This is a genomic window from Serratia sp. (in: enterobacteria), assembly GCF_052400455.1.
GTDB classification, from domain to species: domain Bacteria; phylum Pseudomonadota; class Gammaproteobacteria; order Enterobacterales; family Enterobacteriaceae; genus Serratia; species Serratia ureilytica.
In genome coordinates, this window is record NZ_CP185812.1 from 3,557,647 (window position 1) to 3,576,179 (window position 18,533).

Here is an 18,533-nt window from a genome sequence, read left to right on the forward strand (position 1 = left end):
CAAGTTTCACTTTTCGCTGTGTTAACCAATAGCGCACTAAGATGGACGTTAAATGAACGTCTTAAATCTCGTCAGGCGTCCGGAGGTTGGTCACCGCGATGCGCTCGCCGTGTTTACGCTCTCTTTCAGACTGCATATTGGCGCGGTAAACGCCCTGATCGCCGACAACCCACGACAGTGGGCGACGTTCTTTGCCGATGGATTCCTGCAGCAGCATCAGCGCTTGCATGTAGGCTTCCGGACGCGGTGGGCAGCCGGGAATGTACACGTCGACCGGCAGGAACTTGTCCACGCCCTGCACCACGGAATAGATGTCGTACATGCCGCCGGAGTTGGCGCAAGCGCCCATCGAGATCACCCACTTGGGTTCCAGCATCTGCTCGTACAGGCGTTGGATAACCGGGGCCATCTTGGTGAAGCAGGTGCCGGCCACCACCATCAGGTCAGCCTGACGCGGGGAGGCGCGCAACACTTCCGCACCGAAACGCGCCACGTCGTGAACGGCGGTAAACGACGTCACCATCTCCACGTAACAGCACGAAAGGCCGAAGTTATACGGCCAAATAGAGTTTTTACGCCCCCAGTTCACCATGTCATGCAGCGCATGCTCGAGTTTACCCATGTAAACCGTGCGGTGGACCTGTTGTTCCAGGGGATCGGCGACGATCTCCTGTTTTTGCAGGGGATAACGGTCGTTCTCACCGTTCGGGTCTATGCGGGTGAGCGTATAGTCCATCTTAATGCCTCGCTGTTACTGCGGATGACTGTTGGTGTTAGTGATCGTGCTCGGTTTGCTGCGGCGTTGGGAACGCGCCGGAGTCCAATCCAACGCGCCGATGCGCACCAGATAAACCAGACCGGCCAATAGCACCAAAATGAAAATGGCGGCTTCGATAAAGCCTACCCAGCCGCTCTCGCGAATCGAGACCGACCAGGCATACAGGTATAAGGCTTCAACGTCGAAAATAACGAAGAACATGGCCACCAGGTAGAACTTGGCGGACAAACGCATGCGCGCCGTGCCGACCGAGTCGATGCCTGATTCAAACGGGGTGTGTTTGGCGCGCGCCCGGGCTCTCCCGCCCAAGAAGAACGCGCCCAGCAGCATTAAGCCGCAGAGCCCGATAGCCACAACGAGAAATACGGCGAGCGCCCAGTGATGAGCGATAACTTCAGTGGTTGTTGACATACTCTATGCTTACTCATCAAAAGTGGCGTCGATCGCACTGCTCTTGTCACCGGCAGTTAGTGCGCCACATCGATTTAAGGGAAGGATAAATAACCACACAAACAAACTGCTTTTACAGCGAGTTAGGCAGCGTTTTTCTGTGGGCTTTTTACTCCTTTCTATAACCTTTTGTCAACTTTGACAAAAGTATCTACACACTAGTTTACATACGTATCATTTGATTAACATTTGATGCGCCAGGGACAGGCTAAATCGTGTCAGTTAATTTTTGTGTAGAAACAGATAGATATAAACCAACATGCACATTTCAGTTTTACTATACCATTGTCTCAGGAATTCCCTGTTCTTCCACTCACTACCTAGGGGTATTTTTTTGATCCAGGACACGTTTTCAGCATAAATCCTCAAAAAAAGTGTGGCCCTTTAACAATTTTCCTCAAATTGAGCCGCAAAAACGGCCGCTATAAGCTAACAAAATAACCCTGTTATTACCATGCCTTTAACCCATTCAATCTTATTGCTCAAAAAACGAACTTAGCGTATTAAACCCGGCCAAACTCTCTTTTCAGTGACGCTTAAAAGCTAACAAAACAGCCAACTCAATTTAAAAAACAAACCAAATACATATAAATACAATTTTAGGTAAAAAAAGGACAAAAAAAACCTCCGCCGAAGCAGAGGTTTTCATCAGATATCGCGCCGCAGCGTTATTCTTCTTCGTCCACCAGGCTGGCGTCATCCTGATCGCTCTGGAGACCGCCTTCCGCGCCGTTGAAGCCATAGCCGTCATTGCCGCCCTGCATCGCGCTGAAGATGGCCATCGCCAGCTCATTGCTGCACTGCGCGTTTTTGCACAGCGCATACTGGGTATCCGGCAACGGCGGCAAACCTTCCGCCGCGCCCAGCACCCGCAGGTCAGGGCTCATCATCTCGATCGGCCGCGCGGTCACGCCCAGGCCGGCCTTGCAAGCCGCCCGCACCGCGGACAGCGTGGAAGCGACGTAGGCGATGCGCCACGGGATGCCGGCTTCGTCCAACTGCTTGATCGCCAGCGAACGGAACGGGCTTGGCTCGTCCATCACCACCAGCGGGATCGGCTCGCCGGCCTGGTAATGGTAATCGGCGGCGCAGTACCACAACGTCGGCGACGTGCGCAGCACGATGTGCGGATGCCCTTCGGGATCGGCCGTGGTCACCGCCAGATCGATCTCGCCCTCCTCCAGCAGATCGACCATCGTCGTGCTGCGCTTCACGCGCACGTCAATAGCCAGCTTCGGATAGATGGCGGTTACGCGGTTCAGCAGGAAAGGCAGAATGGTATCGGCGGTGTCGTCGGAAGCGCCGATGGTCAGAACACCTTTAATATTGTTGTACATCAGAGAGGTACAGGCTTCATCGTTAAAGCGCAGAATTTTTCTGGCATAACCGAGAAGCTGAATACCATGCTCAGTCAGAAGTTTGTTGCGCCCATGGCGGGCAAACAGTTCTTTGCCGACCAGTTGCTCTAATCGCTGCATTTGTTGGCTGACGGCTGATTGAGTACGGCAAACGGCGACAGCCGCCGCTGCGAAAGTATTCAAATCAGCAACCGCAACAAAGGTTCTTAGCAGATCGAGGTCGAGATTAAGTATCGGACGATTTGCAGTTGTCATAGTGTATTCTTCACTTTTTTAAATTCTAATTTACGAACTACTACCCTGGTGTGTTTCTCAGACGCCGTTGAAAAAGGACGGAGCCTGTTATGACAGTACCCCACTCATAAGTGGAGGGCAAAAAAATTACTTATGATTCGTTACCTCTATCGCTTTTTGAAATGCGATCTATCGATACTGCTTATAGAACGCGGGGGACTAAATGCCGGCATACGGGGAAAACCCCCACCGGGCCTGAGATTTTACTCATTCATACTGCCTAATTTCCACTCCATTCGTGCTACTGATAACCCTTATCAACTAGCGTTCAAACTGCATTTACGAGCAAGAAATATAAATAATTAACGGCACCGACTTCGTATCACCACGCAATGAATTTAATAAATTCAATCAGTAAGATTTTTACTTTAAATAATATTCTCATAACCACATAAACAATGCTTAAGATAAAATATAAAGTAAAGCTTATGTAAATATGCCATTTTTCTTAGTGTGGTGTGTCATCTGACAACCCGCTATCAGACAACTCCGGTATTATCGTTCCTTTACAGTTACTGAAAACCATTCTCCCTTACGGCTTATCAGTTCTCCACGCCCAGGCGCTGACGCCAGCGCGTCGCGTTGAACGACGCTCGATTTAACAGAACAAAACCCTAGTAAAATTATAGTTCATGAAATTATGAACCACAAAATAACTTTACCTTTGCTTATCATAACTAAAATCCCCCGTTACGACATGCATTTGCACCAAAGGCGTGCAAAACCCTTCAAAAGCAACTACGCCAGGAGTACATTGGGCGGGTTGCGGCGTCCCACGGTAGGAGCGCCCCTATCCCAGCAAAAGGCTCAACTTTTTATGTCCCCCATTGAGAAATCCAGCAAACTGGACAACGTCTGCTATGACATTCGCGGCCCGGTGCTTAAAGAAGCTAAACGTCTTGAAGAAGAAGGCAATAAAGTCCTGAAACTGAACATCGGCAACCCTGCCCCGTTCGGCTTCGACGCCCCGGACGAAATCCTGGTCGACGTGATCCGCAATCTGCCCACGGCGCAAGGCTACTCCGATTCCAAAGGCCTCTTCTCGGCGCGTAAAGCGATCATGCAGCACTATCAGGCGCGCAACATGCGTGACGTGACCGTTGAGGATATCTACATTGGCAACGGCGTCTCCGAGCTGATCGTTCAGTCCATGCAGGCGCTGCTCAACAGCGGCGACGAAATGCTGGTGCCGGCGCCGGACTATCCGCTGTGGACCGCCGCAGTGTCGCTGTCCGGCGGCAAGGCCGTACATTACCTGTGCGATGAGCAGGCCGGCTGGTTCCCGGATCTGGACGACATCATCAGCAAGATCACCCCGCGCACCCGCGGCATCGTGATCATCAACCCGAACAACCCGACCGGTGCGGTCTACAGCAAAGCGCTGCTTGATCAGATCGTCGAGATCGCCCGTCAACACAACCTGATCATCTTCGCCGACGAGATCTACGACAAGATCCTGTACGACGAAGCAGAGCACCACTCGATCGCCGCGCTGGCGCCGGATCTGCTGACCGTGACCTTCAACGGCCTGTCGAAGACCTACCGCGTGGCGGGTTTCCGCCAGGGCTGGATGGTGCTGAACGGGCCGAAAAAGCACGCCAAAGGCTATATCGAAGGGCTGGAGATGCTGGCTTCGATGCGCCTGTGCGCCAACGTGCCGATGCAGCACGCGATTCAGACCGCGCTGGGCGGTTATCAGAGCATCAGCGAATTCATTCAGCCCGGCGGCCGCCTGTACGAACAGCGCAACCGCACCTGGGAATTGCTCAACGACATCCCGGGCGTCTCTTGCGTGAAGCCGCAGGGCGCGTTGTACATGTTCCCGCGCATCGATGCCAAACGCTTCAACATCCATGACGACCAGAAGCTGGTGCTGGATCTGCTGCTGCAGGAAAAAGTGCTGCTGGTGCAGGGCTCCGCGTTCAACTGGCCTTACCCCGATCACGTGCGCATCGTCACCCTGCCGCGCGTAGACGAACTGGAAATGGCGGTCGGCAAGCTGGGCCGCTTCCTGGAAGGCTATCACCAATAATCATCAGGGGCGCAGCGCCTCGCTGCGCCCTTCCCTCACAGCCCGGTTGCAAAATTCGCCGACACTGCTTCACAATGGGGCCCTCACTTGCCGTTAAAGAGAGCACCATGAGTCAGAGCCATTTCTTCGCCCATCTGTCCCGCCTGAAACTGATCAACCGCTGGCCGCTGATGCGCAACGTGCGCACCGAGAACGTCTCCGAACACAGTCTGCAGGTGGCCTTTGTCGCCCACGCGTTGGCGGTGATCAAGAACCGCAAATTCAACGGCAACCTCAACGCCGACCGCGTTGCGCTGTTGGCGATGTACCATGACGCCAGCGAAGTGATCACCGGCGACATGCCGACGCCGATCAAATACTACAATCCGCAGATCGCCCATGAGTACAAGAAGATCGAAAAGATCGCCCAGCAAAAGCTGCTGGATATGATCCCGGCGGAGCTGCGCAACGATTTTCGCACCATTCTCGATGAGCATTATTACAGCGAAGATGAAAAGCAGGTGGTGAAGCAGGCTGATGCGCTGTGCGCCTACCTGAAATGCCTAGAAGAGCTGTCTGCCGGCAACAACGAATTCACCCTGGCCAAGGCGCGGCTGGATAAAACCCTGGAACAGCGCCGCAGCCCGGAGATGGACTACTTCATGGAAGTGTTCATTCCCAGCTTCAGCCTGTCGCTGGACGAAATCAGCCTCGACAGTTCGCTGTAACCCCGCCGGCGCAGCCTCGCTGCGCCGTTAAAAACCGTAGAGCCACGGCACCACAATCACGCTGACCGCCATCACCAGCAGGGTGAACGGCACGCCGAGACGCACGAAATCGCCGAACTTGTAATTGCCCGGCCCCAGCACCAGCGTGTTGACCGGTGAAGAGACCGGCGTCATAAAGGCGGCGGACGCGGCGATGGCGATAATCATCGCGAACGGGTATGGCGAGACGCCCATTTCGCGCGCGGCGGCGATGGCGATCGGCGCCATCAGCACCGCCGTCGCGGTGTTGGAAATAAACAGCCCGATAGTCGCGCACAAGACGAACAGGCACAGCAGCATCACGCGCGGCCCCGCCCCGCCGGCGACATCCATCAGCCCGCTGACGATCAGACTGACCCCGCCGGTCTTTTGCAGCGCCTGCGCGAACGGCATCATGCCGACGATCAAAATGATGCTCGGCCAATGGATCGATTTATAAGCGCTCTCCATGTCGATACAGCGGAATTTGCCCATCAGCAAACAGGCGATCAGCGCCGCGATCGGGTTGGGGATTTCGTCGGTCAGCATCATCGCCACCATCAACGCCAGGCAAAACAGCGCGTGCGGCGCCTGCGTGATGGCCGGGGCCACTTCGTCCACTTCGGCCGGCAAGTTGAGCACGATAAAGTCATGGGTTTTGGCCTGCAGTTGACGGATCGCCTTCCAGTCGCCGATCACCAGCAAAATGTCGCCCAGCTCCAGCGGCTCGTCCACCAGTTTGCCGCCGAGCGTCTCGCCGTGGCGGCGGATGCCCACCACGTTCAGATCGTAGCGGCTGCGGAACGCCGCTTCGCGCAGGCTTTTGCCCAGCAGCGCCGAGTCAGGGATCAGCGAGACCTCCGCCATGCCGACGTTGCGCGACTGTTCCGAGAAGTAATCGCCGCGCAGCACCATCGGCTCCAGCCGCTGTTCGCCGCAGAATTCGCGCAGATCGATCTGGCTGTCCGACATGTCGATCAAGAGAACGTCACCCTCGCGCAGCTCGGTGCTGCCGGAGGCGCTGACCATCACCCGCCGAAAGCGTTTCCAGCGTTCGATGCCCACCACGTTGGCGCCGTAGCGCGCACGCAGGTGCAGTTCATCCAGCGAACGCCCAATCAGCGGCGAAGCGCTGCGGACAGCCAGCCGCCGCGCGCGGCCGGTCAGTCTGTAATCGCGGATCAGATCGCGGAAGGTGCGGCGCTGCCAGCCGTCGCCGGCTTTGCCCGTGTCACCGCTGCCCAGCCAACGCCGGGCGATCAGCATGTAGCCGACCCCCAGCGCCAGCACCACCAGGCCGATCGGCGTCACGCTGAAGAAACCGAAACCATGGATGCCTTCGCGCACCAGCTCGCTGTTGACCACCATATTGGGTGGCGTGGCCACCAACGTCATCATGCCGCTGATAAGCCCGGCGAAGCTGAGCGGCATCATCAGCCGCCCCGGCGCGATCTTCATTCTGGCCGTCACGCTGAGCACCACCGGGATAAAGATCGCCACCACGCCGGTCGAGCTCATAAATGCCCCCAGCCCGGCGACCGTCACCATCAGCAGCATCAACATTTTGGTTTCGCTGCTGCCGGCCACTTTGACCAGCCAGTCGCCCACCTGGTAGGCCACCCCGGTGCGCACCAACCCTTCGCCGATCACGAACAGCGCGGCGATCAGAATCACGTTGGGATCGCTGAACCCGACCGTCGCCTCCTGCAGGCTGAGCGTGCCGCTCAGCACGAAGGCGATGATCACCAACAGCGCCACCACGTCCATGCGCAGCTTGTTGGTGGTAAACAGCACGATGGCAATCAGCAGTAAACTCAGCACCCACAGTAATTCGCTGTTCAAAACGGCCTCATCCGGCAAATGTCCAAGGGCTTAAAAAATAGCATAAAAAAACCCCGCAAAGGCGGGGTCTAATCAATTAGGGTGAAGATAATGCCACTCAGGCCAGTAGGCGAACGATCGCGCCCTGCGCCGTTTAGTCAACGGCGATCTGCGCCAGCGAATCCAGCCGCAGGTCAACCTGCTCCAGCTTCGGCGCGTCGGCCGGGGCGTTGACCGCAATCACCTGGCAGCCCGCCGCCAGCCCCGAAAGAATGCCGGCCGGCGCGTCTTCAACCACCACGCACTCGTGCGGCGCCAGCCCCAGACGTTCGGCGCCCAGCAGGTAGGCATCGGGCTGAGGCTTGCCGTGTTTAACCTGCTCGGCGGTGATGAACACCGCCGGCTGCGGCAAACCGCCGGCCTGGCGGCGAGCGCCGGCTACCGGCACCGAACCGGAGGTGACGATCGCCCAAGGGATGCCGAGCGCGTTCAGGCGCTCCAACAACGCGATGGCGCCCGGCAGCGCGCGAACGCCTTCGGTATCCTGCGCTTCCACCTGCTCCAGCAGTTGGAACTCGCGCTGAATTTCCGCTTCGCTTTCACCCGGCATAAAGTGGCGCAGAGAAGTAATGGCCTGTTTACCGTGAATGAAGTCCAGCACCGCTTGCGGATCGACGCCGCGACGCTCGGCCCAGTGCGTCCAGGCGCGCTCTACCGCCGGCAGCGAATCCACCAGGGTGCCATCAAGATCGAACAGAAAACCCTTACACTCCACAGAAAACCTCTTTTTAATCAAGCATTGATGATTTGCGCTATCTCAACGGCGCTCAAGTGATACTGGCGCGGGCAGGCCAGCCAGATCGCCAGCATACGCTGGTATTTTTCCCACATTTTGGTCTGGGCGTTGAAACCGTGTCTGCCGGAATCGAAGTGAGTATAGCGCCCCTCGGTGTTGACCAGGAAACGCACATAGCTCAGGTAGCGCGCCTCGGTGGCGGCGTCGAAGCCGAGAAACGCCAGGCGGCGCTCGTCCAGCCCCTGCTTCTCTTTCAGATTGCCCCAGGAAACCTGCAGCGCATGGTGCATCTCCATCACGTTGATGATGGTGCGGCATACCTCTTCGCTCAGTTCACCAAAGTCACGATCCAGCTCGCGCATTTGCAAGCCGAAGCCGCGTTCGACGATGGTTTGCAACCGGCGATAACGATCGCTGTTGTCCGGATCGAGTAGCGTCATCATCTTGTACTGATTCGACAGGATCAGGCGCTGGGCATGGGTCATTTCCATCAGGATTTCCTCATTTCTGTATGATGGCGGGAGCATCGCACAGCGCAAGAACGCAGGAAATCACAACTCGACCGTTCTTTGATTTAAACCGGGGTTATTGGCGCTTTCACGAGAAAGGCCGCATCAGCGCGGCCTTTTCATTACAGATCGTCGAGGAAGGTTTTATCCAACTGCTTGAAGGCGCGCTTAAGCAGATCGGCCAGCGTCTGATAGGTGGGCGTGCCCTCGAGCGGCGCCACCGCCTGCCCGGCTTCCGTCAGCTTGTTGCGCACCTCATGGAACCATTGCAGCAGCGTCGGCGGCAGCGGCGTAACAGAACGGCGCCCCAGCCACCACAAGCCCTGCATCGGCAGGCTGCAGGCGAACAGCGCGGTGGCGATCGCCGGGCCGAGCTGGCCGCCCAGCGCGATCTGCCAGGTCAGCGTGAAAATCGCCAACGGCGGCATGAAACGGATAGCGAAACGGGTGGCACGCGCAACGCGGTTCTCCGGAAAGACCGGTGCCAGACGTTTGTCTGACGGCCAGGTTTTCATATAATGCTGCCCGCGCTGGAAGACCTGAAACCAGCTTACGGAACCGGACGGTTTGCTCGTCATTGCGTACCTCAACGTCACGTAAAGAAACTAAAAGCGTGCTGCCAGAGCCCATACTAAAAAATTTGAAGCTTTAAATTTATTTTGTGTTTGCACCGGGCTATCGGTATCCTAAGCCGGCCTTGTGGCCGGTAGAAGATGACGTAAATTTTGTCAACTTTTAGCCCTATAAAAATCAAGATTATTTAAACCGCAGAGAAATCATCGGTTTTTCCATCATCCTGTGATTTGTGCACTTCACATGATGTTAATCATAAATGTCATCGGCACTATGCGCTACGCTTGTTGTCTGATTGACGATTAATTCACCACGTGTGTTCGATTTTCTTTTAACAACACGACTATTTAAGTAGGTACTTCCATGTCGAGTAAGCTAGTACTGGTTCTTAACTGCGGCAGTTCTTCTCTGAAATTCGCCATCATCGATGCCGTTAACGGCGACGAATTCCTCTCCGGTTTGGCCGAGTGTTTCCACCTGCCTGAAGCTCGCATCAAGTGGAAAATGGACGGCGCCAAACACGAAGCTGCCCTGGGGGCCGGCGCTGCACACAGCGAAGCGCTGAACTTCATTGTTAATACTATTCTGGCACAAAAACCAGAGCTTTCTGCGCAGCTGACCGCTATCGGCCACCGCATCGTGCACGGCGGCGAGAAGTTCACCGCTTCCGCCGTGATCAACGACGAAGTTCTGCAGGGTATCAAAGATTCCGTGCCGTTTGCACCACTGCACAACCCAGCTCACCTGATCGGCATCGCGGAAGCGCTGAAATCCTTCCCTCACCTGGCTGACAAGAACGTTGCCGTGTTCGACACCGCGTTCCACCAGACCATGCCGGAAGAATCTTACCTGTACGCCCTGCCGTACAGCCTGTACCGCGACCACGGCGTTCGCCGCTACGGCGCACACGGCACCAGCCACTTCTACGTGACTCAAGAAGCCGCGAAGATGCTGAACAAGCCGGTAGAAGAAGTGAACGTGATCACTTGCCACCTGGGCAACGGCGGCTCCGTCACCGCAGTGCGCAACGGCCAGTGCGTTGACACCTCCATGGGTCTGACCCCGCTGGAAGGCCTGGTGATGGGCACCCGCAGCGGTGACATCGATCCGGCTATCATCTTCCACCTGCACGATTCTCTGGGCATGAGCGTTGACCAGATCAACAAGATGCTGACCAAAGAATCCGGCCTGCTGGGCCTGACCGAAGTCACCAGCGACTGCCGTTACGTTGAAGACAACTACGACAGCAAAGCCGACGCCAAACGCGCCATGGACGTGTTCTGCCACCGTCTGGCCAAATACGTCGGCGCCTACAGCGCGCTGATGGAAGGCCGTCTGGACGCGGTGATCTTCACCGGCGGCATCGGCGAGAACGCCGGCATGGTGCGTGAGCTGACCCTGAACAAACTGGGCCTGCTGGGCTTCGAAATCGACCACGATCGCAACATGGCCGCTCGCTTCGGCAAATCCGGCGCCATCACCAAAGACGGCAGCCGCCTGGCGCTGGTGATCCCGACCAACGAAGAGTTGGTCATCGCGCAGGACGCATCCCGCCTGACCGCGTAATGCTCCCAAAACACCGTCAGCCCAGGCTGACGGTGTTGTTTTAGCCTCATGTTAATCGTGAAGAGGACTATTCTGTGTCACGTACTATTATGTTGATCCCCACCGGCACCAGCGTCGGCCTGACCAGCGTCAGCCTGGGTGTCATCCGCTCCATGGAGCAAAAAGGCGTTCGTCTGAGCGTGTTCAAACCTATCGCTCAACCGCGCACCGGCGACAACGCACTCGACCAGACCACCACCATCATCCGCAGCAACTCCACCATTCCGGCGGCCGAACCGCTGCGCATGGACTACGTTGAGGGCCTGCTGAGCTCCAACCAGCAAGACGTGCTGATGGAAGAGATCGTGGCGCGTTACCACGAGAACACCAAAGACGCGGAAGTGGTGCTGATCGAAGGCCTGGTGCCGACCCGCAAGCATCAGTTCGCCAACGCGCTGAACTACGAGATCGCCAAAACCCTGAACGCCGAGATCGTCTTCGTGCTGGCGCTGGGCAACGACTCCCCGGCGCAGCTGAAAGAGCGCATCGAACTGGCGCGCACCAGCTTCGGCGGCAGCAAGAACAAAAACATCACCGGCGTTATCATCAACAAGCTGAACGCGCCGGTCGACGATCAGGGCCGCACCCGTCCTGACCTGTCCGAAATCTTCGACGACTCCACCAAGGCCAGCATCGCCCACGTCGATCCTGCACAGCTGTTCGCCAACAGCCCGCTGCCGGTTCTGGGCTGCGTGCCGTGGAGTTTCGATCTGATCGCCACCCGCGCCATCGACATGGCTCGTCACCTGAAGGCCCGCGTGGTCAACGAAGGCGACATCATGACCCGCCGTGTGAAGTCCGTGACTTTCTGTGCGCGCAGCATCCCGCACATGCTGGAACACTTCCGCCCTGGCTCCCTGCTGGTGACCTCCGCAGACCGCCCTGACGTGCTGGTCTCCGCCTGCCTGGCGGCGATGAACGGCGTGGAAATCGGTGCCATCCTGCTGACCGGCGGCTACGCCATCGACGAGCCGATCAAGAAGCTGTGCGAACGCGCCTTCCAGACCGGCCTGCCGGTGTTCATGGTTGACACCAACACCTGGCAAACCTCGCTGAGCCTGCAGAGCTTCAACCTCGAAGTGCCGGCGGACGACCACCAGCGCATCGAGAAAGTGCAGAACTACGTGGCCAGCCACATCAGCACCGAGTGGATCGACTCGCTGACCGCTACCTCTGAGCGTTCACGCCGCCTGTCTCCACCGGCGTTCCGTTACGAACTGACCGAGCTGGCGCGTAAAGCCGGCAAGCGCATCGTGCTGCCGGAAGGCGACGAGCCGCGCACCGTGAAAGCGGCGGCCATCTGCGCCGAACGCGGCATCGCGGAATGCGTGCTGCTCGGCAACCCGGACGAGATCCAGCGCGTCGCGGCAGCGCAAGGCGTTGAGCTGGGCAAAGGCATCGAAATCGTCGATCCGGTCGCCGTGCGTGAAAACTACGTGCCACGTCTGGTTGAGCTGCGCAAGAGCAAGGGCATGACCGAAGTGGTCGCGCGCGAGCAGCTGGAAGACAACGTGGTGCTCGGCACCCTGATGCTGGAACAAGGCGAAGTCGACGGCCTGGTCTCCGGTGCGGTTCACACCACCGCCAACACCATCCGTCCGCCGTTGCAGCTGATCAAAACCGCACCGGGCAGCTCGCTGGTCTCCTCCGTGTTCTTCATGCTGCTGCCTGACCAGGTACTGGTCTACGGCGACTGCGCGATCAACCCGGATCCGACCGCCGAGCAGCTGTCTGAAATCGCCATCCAGTCTGCGGATTCCGCCGCGGCCTTCGGCATCGAGCCGCGCGTGGCGATGATCTCCTACTCCACCGGCAACTCCGGTGCGGGCAGCGACGTAGAGAAAGTGCGCGAAGCGACCCGTCTGGCGCAGGAAAAACGCCCGGATCTGATCATCGACGGCCCGCTGCAGTACGACGCCGCCATCATGGCCGACGTCGCCAAGTCCAAGGCGCCGAACTCGCCGGTGGCCGGCCAGGCGACCGTGTTCATCTTCCCGGATCTGAACACCGGCAACACCACCTACAAAGCGGTACAGCGTTCCGCTGACCTGGTCTCCATCGGGCCGATGCTGCAAGGCATGCGCAAGCCGGTGAACGACCTGTCGCGCGGCGCACTGGTTGACGATATCGTCTACACCGTCGCGCTGACGGCGATCCAGTCTTCCCAGGCTGACGCTGCCGCCGCCAAGGCGTAATTCATCGCCAAACGAAACAAGGGCCGGCATTGCCGGCCCTTGTTATTTCATTCATCCCTTCTCTGACTTTTTATTACTCCGCGCTGGCAATAACCTGCGAAATCTTGCCGTCACTGATTTTCAGCGAGAAACTGCGCTGCCAGAAACGTTTCGAATCCGCATCCTGAGGATCCACGGTACTGATTGCTACGGTGTATGGCATATTGCTCTCAAATGCTTTGAACGAGTATGGGATACACTGGCCGGGCGTGATCGTCTCAGCGGGTTTTGGCGGTAGAATGGCCCTGCGCCAGAGTTCATGCGTTTGGCTACCCAACCGTTGTTCAATAGCGATACTGACCAGACTGACCCTGCCACTCTGTGTTTGGTAGGTCTGCGGCAAAGAGAAACAGAGATCATTTCCCCGTAGCGTAATATCCGCAGTGTAAAAACGTTGCTTTTCAAGCATACAACCACTGAGCAACATCATCATGATGAGGGTATAGATTCTTCTCATTTCAGGTTTTTCCTGTCGGTAGGAGCATTAAGAAATCTTTTCAAAACATGCTCATAACGGCTTTTCAAATCTGGACCTATAATACCTTGCATCAGCTTCACCTCAAACCACCGTTCTTTTCCATAACGAGAAAGGATGAAGTAATCTGCAAGAAGGCTGGCTTGCGCCTCCATACCATAATCAGCTAATGAGTAGTAATCGGGCAGCGAGTATTTATAAGTTACCGCCCAGCTCATTATTCCCCGTAGCCGGACGTTTATCCCCATCTGATACTGCCATACGTGGGCCATTTCATGCATGAACCACCATAGATAGCGTGTTGTTTCTGTGGAAAAATCTTCCCTGAAGTGTTTTTCAGGCCAATAAAGTTCACCATTAGGCGTAACGGCCGTTTCCCCATTATGCAAACCAAACGGGAAATAGCTCGCGTTATGCACTTTAACAAGACTGTAGTCGATGGCATTTTTATAGAGAGAGCGGGATAGCGTGATCTCGCCTAGCGTCAGCCTTCTGAATGAGCCTCTTGCTGTTATCATTATTCACCCCATGAATATAACTCATTGTATTTATTGCGCTATTTTTATTATCTCTTTTTACCCAAGCATTGGCCACCTATTATTCACCGAAAACAAAAAGCCCCCTAAGGGGCTTATCAGTTAATAATACGTGAGTCATGACTCAAATTCCGGGTCGGAAGGTATATGCTTTCTCCAGAGCACCGAGCCTCATTCGTTACAGCAATTGTTATTGACTCAAGAACTACTTTTGCAGCAACTGCCCGGCAGCCTCCAGAATGTGCTCGGCGGTCAGGCCGTACTCCTGCTGTAAAAACGCCTGGGTGCCCACCTGGCCGTAACGTTCCTTCACCCCCACGCGCCGCATCGGCGTCGGGCATTCCTCCGCCAATACCTCCGCCACCGCCGACCCCAGCCCGTTATGAATGCTGTGGTTTTCACAGGTGACGATGCGTCCGGTCTTGGCCGCGTAGGTTTTGATCAGTTCACGGTCAATAGGCTTGAGGGTGAACATATCGATCACCGCCGCGCTGACGCCCTGCCGCGCCAGCATCTCCGCCGCCTTCAGCGCCTCCGCCACCATGATGCCGTTGGCGATCAGCGTGATATCGTCGCCGTCGCGCAGCAGGTTGCCCTTGCCGATGGTAAAGCGCGAGCCGTCCTGGTAGATGCGCGTCGCCTGCTTGCGGATGGTGCGCACCCAGTAGAAGCCGCGCAGATCCATCAGCTGGCGCAGAATGTCGGCGAACATGGTGGCGTCGGTCACTTCCAGCACTACCGAGTGCGCCAGCCCGCGCACGATGCCCATATCCTCGAACGACATGTGGGTGCCGCCGTTGTGGCAGGCGCTCACCCCGGCGTCGGAAGCGATCACCTTGACGTTGTTACGCTGATAATCCAGCGACATGAACAGCTGATCGAAACAGCGGCGGCTGGCGAAGGCGGTAAAGGTGTGCACGAACGGCACCCGGCCGGTCAGCGACAGTCCGGCGGCGACGCCGATCACGTTAGCCTCCATGATGCCGCAGTTGATCACGTGCTGCGGGTGATCCTTATGCACGCCGTCCATCGCCATGGAGCTCATCAGATCCGCCTCCAGCGCGATGATCGGTGCGCCCGCTTCAATCTGCCGCCGGACCGCGCCGGCATAGACTTTGCGCATTTCGACGGCGTCGTTTTCCAACTGCGTCACTACGTTAAACATGGGCGGCCTCCAGTTCGGCGATGGCTTTTTCAATCTCCTGCTGCACGTCCGGCGTCAGGCGCAGGTGGTGTGAGTTCGACAGGTTTTCCAAATAGGTCACCCCCTGTCCCTTGATGCTGTCGAGCACGATCGCCAGCGGCCGCTGTTCTCCGCCGCGCGCCGGCCTCACCGCCGCCAGCAGCGCCGCAATGTCGTCGCCCTTGATGGTCTGCACCTCAAAGCCGAAAGCGCGGAACTTGGCGGCCAGATCGAACGGTTGGATCACCTCGTCCAGCGCGCCGTCCAGCTGCTGTTTGTTGTAATCGATAAACAGCGTCAGGTTGTTCAGATTGTGGTGGGCGATAAACTGGAACGCCTCCCAGCACTGCCCTTCGTTCAGTTCACCGTCGCCGAGGATGCTGAACACCCGATTGCGGCGCCCCGCCAGCCGATGGGACAGCGCCATGCCGGCGGCGATCGACACGCCCTGCCCCAGCGAGCCGGTAGTGGCGTCCACGCCGCGCGTGCGCAGCCGGTCAGGATGGCTCGGCAGGCGCGTGCCGTTCTGATTGAGGGTTTGCAACTCCGCCAGCGGGAAGTAGCCCTTGATCGCCAGCGTGCTGTACAGCGCCGGGCCGGCGTGCCCCTTCGACAGCACGAAGTCATCGCGCTCCAGCCAGTCCGGATCCGCCGGATCGATGCGCATCACGCCGCCGTACAATACCGCCAGCGTCTCGACCACCGACATGCAACCGCCGTAGTGGCCGAACCCCAGCCCGGTCAACGCCTTCAATGTTTCCAGGCGGATGGCGCGCGCCAGGGCGCGCAGCTCTTCAATTTCCATTTCGCTCGTTGTGTCGTTCATCACTATGCCCTCGTTATTTCTCGACGCGGTCAGCGGCCGGCGCGCCTTTGCGTTTTCCCAGGAAGTTATGCGCCACCAGCAGCGCGAACACGGCGACAATCGCCAGCATGATCATCTCTTTCGACATAAAGCGCGCCATGTTGCCCAGCAGGATGCCGATCGCGCCGAAGTCGGCGTCGGAGAAGGTGGTGTTGGCAAAGCCCAGCGCCCCCAGCACCGGCAGCAGCAGCACCGGCAGGAAGGTGATCAGCAGACCGTTGGCGAAAGCGCCCAGCATCGCGCCGCGCCGCCCGCCGGTGGCGTTGCCGAACACCCCGGCGGTAGCGCCGGTGAAGAAATGCGGCACCACGCCGGGCAGGATCAGCACCATCTTCAGTTGCCCCAGCAGGAACAGCCCGGCCAACCCGCCGAGGAAGCTGAACAGGAAGCCGATCAGCACCGCGTTGGGGGCATAGGGGTAAACCACCGGGCAATCCAGCGCCGGCCGCGCGTTAGGCACCAGTTTTTCCGAGAAGCCGGTGAACGCCGGCACGATCTCCGCCAGAATCAAGCGCACGCCCTGCAGGATGATAAATACTCCGGCGGCGAAGGTGATGGCCTGGATAATCGAGTACACCAGGTAGTTCTGGCCGCCGCTGAGCTCGCTTTCCACATAGGCCCGCCCGGCGCAGATCGCCAGGATCAGGTAGATGACGATCATGGTCATCGAGATAGAAATGGAGCTGTCGCGCAGGAAACTGAGGTTTTTCGGCAGGTTCATCTCTTCGGTCGAGCGCGAGTTTTTTCCCACTTTCGAGCCGATCCAACCGGACAGCACATAGCCCAGGGTGCCGAAGTGGCCGAAGGCGATATCGTCGTTGCCGGTGATGCGGCGCATATAGCGCTGGGCGATAGCCGGGAAGAACGCCATCACCAGCCCCAGGGTCAGCGCGCCGGTGAACACCAGCTGTACGCCCTCGAAGCCCGCCACCGTCAGGATGATGCCGATCATGCAGGCCATGTAGAAGGTGTGGTGGCCGGTGAGGAAGATGTATTTCAATCGGGTAAAGCGCGCCACCACGATATTCGCCACCATGCCGAACGCCATGATCAGCGCGGTGGAAGCGCCGTATTTCTCCAGCGCGATGGAGACGATGGCTTCGTTATTCGGAATGATGCCCTGAATATTAAACGCGTGTTCGAACATGCCGCCCAGCGGATTGAGCGACCCGACCAATACCGTGGCGCCGCCGCCCAAAACGATAAAGCCAAGAATGGTTTTTACCGTGCCTTTCACCACGTCGGAAAACGATTTCTTTTGCGCCAGCAAACCGATCAGCGCAATAAGCCCGACCAGTACCGAAGGCACCTTTAATATATCCACCACAAACTTAAGCGTTTCCTGGATAAACATATCCACCTCGCCAATCGTTTTATTCAGATGATTGAGTGGGCTTCGAAGTAAGCGCGCAGCTTGGCTTCCAGCTCATTAATGTCGATGATGTTGCTGATCACCACCAGCTGCTCGGCCGGTACGCTGGCGCTGTCGGCGATGTCTTTCGCCATCACGAACACGTCGGCGGCGCCGGGAGTGGCGGACGACAGATCGGAGTGTTCGACCTCGGCCTCCACCCCCATCTTTTTCAGCACCTTTTTAATGTTCATTTCCACCATAAAGCTGCTGCCGAGACCTGAACCGCAAATCGCCATGATTTTCATGATATCCACCTGTTGAATTTAGCGTGTAGGGTAGCGCCGCCGGGAATATTCCCGACGTTATGGGCATTAATAATGTTCCTGGTGATTAAACGTTAATAGCGGGCGATAATATCCTCAATTTGCCGTTTGTCTGTGGCGTGAAATAACACCTCCATCGCCGTGTTATCGGAAAATAATTCCGCCAACTGCGAAATCATTTCAATGTGACTGTTGCCGTCGGGTGCGGAAAGCATCACCACCACCTGAACCGGATCGTTATCCGCAGAATGAAAATTCACGCCCTGGTGGATCTTCAACAGCGACAGCCCCAACGCGTTGGCGCCCTGCTCCGGCCGCGCGTGCGGCATGGCGATGCCCGGCGCCAGGACGAAGTAGGGGCCAAGCTGCTCCTGCTGATGAAAGATGGCCGTCAGGTAATTCGGCGTAATCACGCCGCGTTGCAGCAGCGGTTGCGCGCTCAGCGTTACCGCCTGGCGCCAGTCCTCCACCCGTTCGCACAGCTGTATATGATCGGCGGTCAGCCATTCTTTCAGCACGTTACCCTCCCAAGCGTTGATGGTTTCGGCCGGTGATTAATTCACCGACGACGGTAAAACTTTAATCAACCCCTCTCGGCTGCACAGTGATTGGCATCACAAAG

At 57.3% G+C, this 18,533-nt stretch carries 18 protein-coding genes; 4 read left to right on the top strand and 14 right to left on the bottom strand.

The annotated features are described in order from the left end of the window. Positions 1-61: 61 nt before the first annotated feature. The 3 genes from ACORQT_RS17215 to lrhA form a co-directional block, all read right to left on the bottom strand. Entirely contained in the window at positions 62-736 is a 675-nt protein-coding gene (locus ACORQT_RS17215) for a NuoB/complex I 20 kDa subunit family protein (RefSeq protein ID WP_004936039.1), read from the bottom strand. 15 nt (positions 737-751) lie between these two features. Next, entirely contained in the window at positions 752-1,189 is a 438-nt protein-coding gene (gene nuoA, locus ACORQT_RS17220; RefSeq protein ID WP_004936040.1) for an NADH-quinone oxidoreductase subunit NuoA, read from the bottom strand. A gap of 707 nt (positions 1,190-1,896) precedes the next feature. After that, positions 1,897-2,841: a transcriptional regulator LrhA gene (gene lrhA / locus ACORQT_RS17225; RefSeq protein WP_033643860.1), complete on the bottom strand. Its 945-nt coding sequence runs from the start codon at positions 2,839-2,841 to the stop codon at positions 1,897-1,899. Between the two features lie 856 nt (positions 2,842-3,697). Here lrhA and ACORQT_RS17230 point away from each other — a divergent pair. After that, positions 3,698-4,912 (top strand): pyridoxal phosphate-dependent aminotransferase, encoded by a 1,215-nt coding sequence (locus ACORQT_RS17230; RefSeq protein WP_164057495.1) that lies wholly within the window; start codon positions 3,698-3,700, stop codon positions 4,910-4,912. A 107-nt stretch (positions 4,913-5,019) separates the two neighbouring features. Next, positions 5,020-5,619 (top strand): 5'-deoxynucleotidase, encoded by a 600-nt coding sequence (yfbR, locus tag ACORQT_RS17235; protein WP_015378582.1) that lies wholly within the window; start codon positions 5,020-5,022, stop codon positions 5,617-5,619. Positions 5,620-5,646: 27 nt separating this feature from the next. Here yfbR and ACORQT_RS17240 read toward each other — a convergent pair whose 3' ends face one another. The 4 genes from ACORQT_RS17240 to yfbV all read right to left on the bottom strand — a co-directional run bounded on the left by ACORQT_RS17240 (position 5,647) and on the right by yfbV (position 9,341). Then, positions 5,647-7,479 (bottom strand): SLC13 family permease, encoded by a 1,833-nt coding sequence (locus ACORQT_RS17240; protein ID WP_033643862.1) that lies wholly within the window; start codon positions 7,477-7,479, stop codon positions 5,647-5,649. Between the two features lie 133 nt (positions 7,480-7,612). Further along, complete coding sequence (locus ACORQT_RS17245) at positions 7,613-8,233, bottom strand: sugar phosphatase (RefSeq protein WP_444859249.1); 621 nt, start codon at positions 8,231-8,233, stop codon at positions 7,613-7,615. 17 nt (positions 8,234-8,250) lie between these two features. After that, complete coding sequence (locus ACORQT_RS17250) at positions 8,251-8,745, bottom strand: YfbU family protein (RefSeq protein WP_164057496.1); 495 nt, start codon at positions 8,743-8,745, stop codon at positions 8,251-8,253. Positions 8,746-8,885: 140 nt separating this feature from the next. Continuing rightward, positions 8,886-9,341, bottom strand: a complete 456-nt coding sequence (gene yfbV, locus ACORQT_RS17255; protein WP_004936061.1) for a terminus macrodomain insulation protein YfbV — start codon at positions 9,339-9,341, stop codon at positions 8,886-8,888. A gap of 358 nt (positions 9,342-9,699) precedes the next feature. Here yfbV and ackA point away from each other — a divergent pair, with 358 nt between their 5' ends. Continuing rightward, complete coding sequence (ackA, locus tag ACORQT_RS17260; protein ID WP_004936063.1) at positions 9,700-10,902, top strand: acetate kinase; 1,203 nt, start codon at positions 9,700-9,702, stop codon at positions 10,900-10,902. 74 nt (positions 10,903-10,976) lie between these two features. Further along, the gene (pta, locus tag ACORQT_RS17265) at positions 10,977-13,136 is read left to right on the top strand and encodes a phosphate acetyltransferase (RefSeq protein WP_004936066.1); all 2,160 of its coding nucleotides are present in this window, start codon (positions 10,977-10,979) and stop codon (positions 13,134-13,136) included. 73 nt (positions 13,137-13,209) lie between these two features. On the opposite strand, the gene ACORQT_RS17270 is transcribed toward pta, so the two are convergent. From ACORQT_RS17270 to ACORQT_RS17300, 7 genes are all read right to left on the bottom strand, one after another. After that, positions 13,210-13,632: a putative T6SS immunity periplasmic lipoprotein gene (locus ACORQT_RS17270; protein WP_042785102.1), complete on the bottom strand. Its 423-nt coding sequence runs from the start codon at positions 13,630-13,632 to the stop codon at positions 13,210-13,212. Beyond that, the gene (locus tag ACORQT_RS17275; protein ID WP_164057497.1) at positions 13,629-14,168 is read right to left on the bottom strand and encodes a hypothetical protein; all 540 of its coding nucleotides are present in this window, start codon (positions 14,166-14,168) and stop codon (positions 13,629-13,631) included. Before ACORQT_RS17275 ends, ACORQT_RS17270 begins: the two co-directional genes overlap by 4 nt. A 223-nt stretch (positions 14,169-14,391) precedes the next feature. Beyond that, a complete protein-coding gene (locus ACORQT_RS17280; protein WP_042785104.1) occupies positions 14,392-15,351 on the bottom strand; it encodes a transketolase family protein in 960 nt (319 codons plus the stop codon). After that, entirely contained in the window at positions 15,344-16,195 is an 852-nt protein-coding gene (locus ACORQT_RS17285) for a transketolase (protein WP_204317249.1), read from the bottom strand. The genes ACORQT_RS17280 and ACORQT_RS17285 overlap by 8 nt, the downstream gene beginning before the upstream one ends. Before the next feature lie 13 nt (positions 16,196-16,208). Beyond that, positions 16,209-17,588 carry a PTS ascorbate transporter subunit IIC gene (locus ACORQT_RS17290; protein ID WP_004936074.1) on the bottom strand — a complete coding sequence of 460 codons (1,380 nt, stop codon included), beginning with the start codon at positions 17,586-17,588 and terminating at the stop codon, positions 16,209-16,211. 23 nt (positions 17,589-17,611) lie between these two features. Continuing rightward, the gene (locus ACORQT_RS17295; RefSeq protein WP_025303676.1) at positions 17,612-17,893 is read right to left on the bottom strand and encodes a PTS sugar transporter subunit IIB; all 282 of its coding nucleotides are present in this window, start codon (positions 17,891-17,893) and stop codon (positions 17,612-17,614) included. A 92-nt stretch (positions 17,894-17,985) separates the two neighbouring features. Beyond that, positions 17,986-18,429, bottom strand: coding sequence for a PTS sugar transporter subunit IIA (locus tag ACORQT_RS17300; RefSeq protein ID WP_147838331.1), 444 nt, complete (start codon positions 18,427-18,429; stop codon positions 17,986-17,988). Between the last annotated feature and the right edge of the window lie 104 nt (positions 18,430-18,533).

Excerpts from the sequence above, each read along its gene's own strand:
- ACORQT_RS17215 (WP_004936039.1), bottom strand. The coding sequence starts at position 736 with ATGGACTATACGCTCACCCGCATAGACCCGAACGGTGAGAACGACCGT.
- nuoA (WP_004936040.1), bottom strand. The coding sequence starts at position 1,189 with ATGTCAACAACCACTGAAGTTATCGCTCATCACTGGGCGCTCGCCGTA.
- lrhA (WP_033643860.1), bottom strand. The coding sequence starts at position 2,841 with ATGACAACTGCAAATCGTCCGATACTTAATCTCGACCTCGATCTGCTA.
- ACORQT_RS17230 (WP_164057495.1), top strand. The coding sequence starts at position 3,698 with ATGTCCCCCATTGAGAAATCCAGCAAACTGGACAACGTCTGCTATGAC.
- yfbR (WP_015378582.1), top strand. The coding sequence starts at position 5,020 with ATGAGTCAGAGCCATTTCTTCGCCCATCTGTCCCGCCTGAAACTGATC.
- ACORQT_RS17250 (WP_164057496.1), bottom strand. The coding sequence starts at position 8,745 with ATGGAAATGACCCATGCCCAGCGCCTGATCCTGTCGAATCAGTACAAG.
- yfbV (WP_004936061.1), bottom strand. The coding sequence starts at position 9,341 with ATGACGAGCAAACCGTCCGGTTCCGTAAGCTGGTTTCAGGTCTTCCAG.
- ackA (WP_004936063.1), top strand. The coding sequence starts at position 9,700 with ATGTCGAGTAAGCTAGTACTGGTTCTTAACTGCGGCAGTTCTTCTCTG.
- ACORQT_RS17270 (WP_042785102.1), bottom strand. The coding sequence starts at position 13,632 with ATGAGAAGAATCTATACCCTCATCATGATGATGTTGCTCAGTGGTTGT.
- ACORQT_RS17275 (WP_164057497.1), bottom strand. The coding sequence starts at position 14,168 with ATGATAACAGCAAGAGGCTCATTCAGAAGGCTGACGCTAGGCGAGATC.
- ACORQT_RS17280 (WP_042785104.1), bottom strand. The coding sequence starts at position 15,351 with ATGTTTAACGTAGTGACGCAGTTGGAAAACGACGCCGTCGAAATGCGC.
- ACORQT_RS17285 (WP_204317249.1), bottom strand. The coding sequence starts at position 16,195 with ATGAACGACACAACGAGCGAAATGGAAATTGAAGAGCTGCGCGCCCTG.
- ACORQT_RS17290 (WP_004936074.1), bottom strand. The coding sequence starts at position 17,588 with ATGTTTATCCAGGAAACGCTTAAGTTTGTGGTGGATATATTAAAGGTG.
- ACORQT_RS17295 (WP_025303676.1), bottom strand. The coding sequence starts at position 17,893 with ATGAAAATCATGGCGATTTGCGGTTCAGGTCTCGGCAGCAGCTTTATG.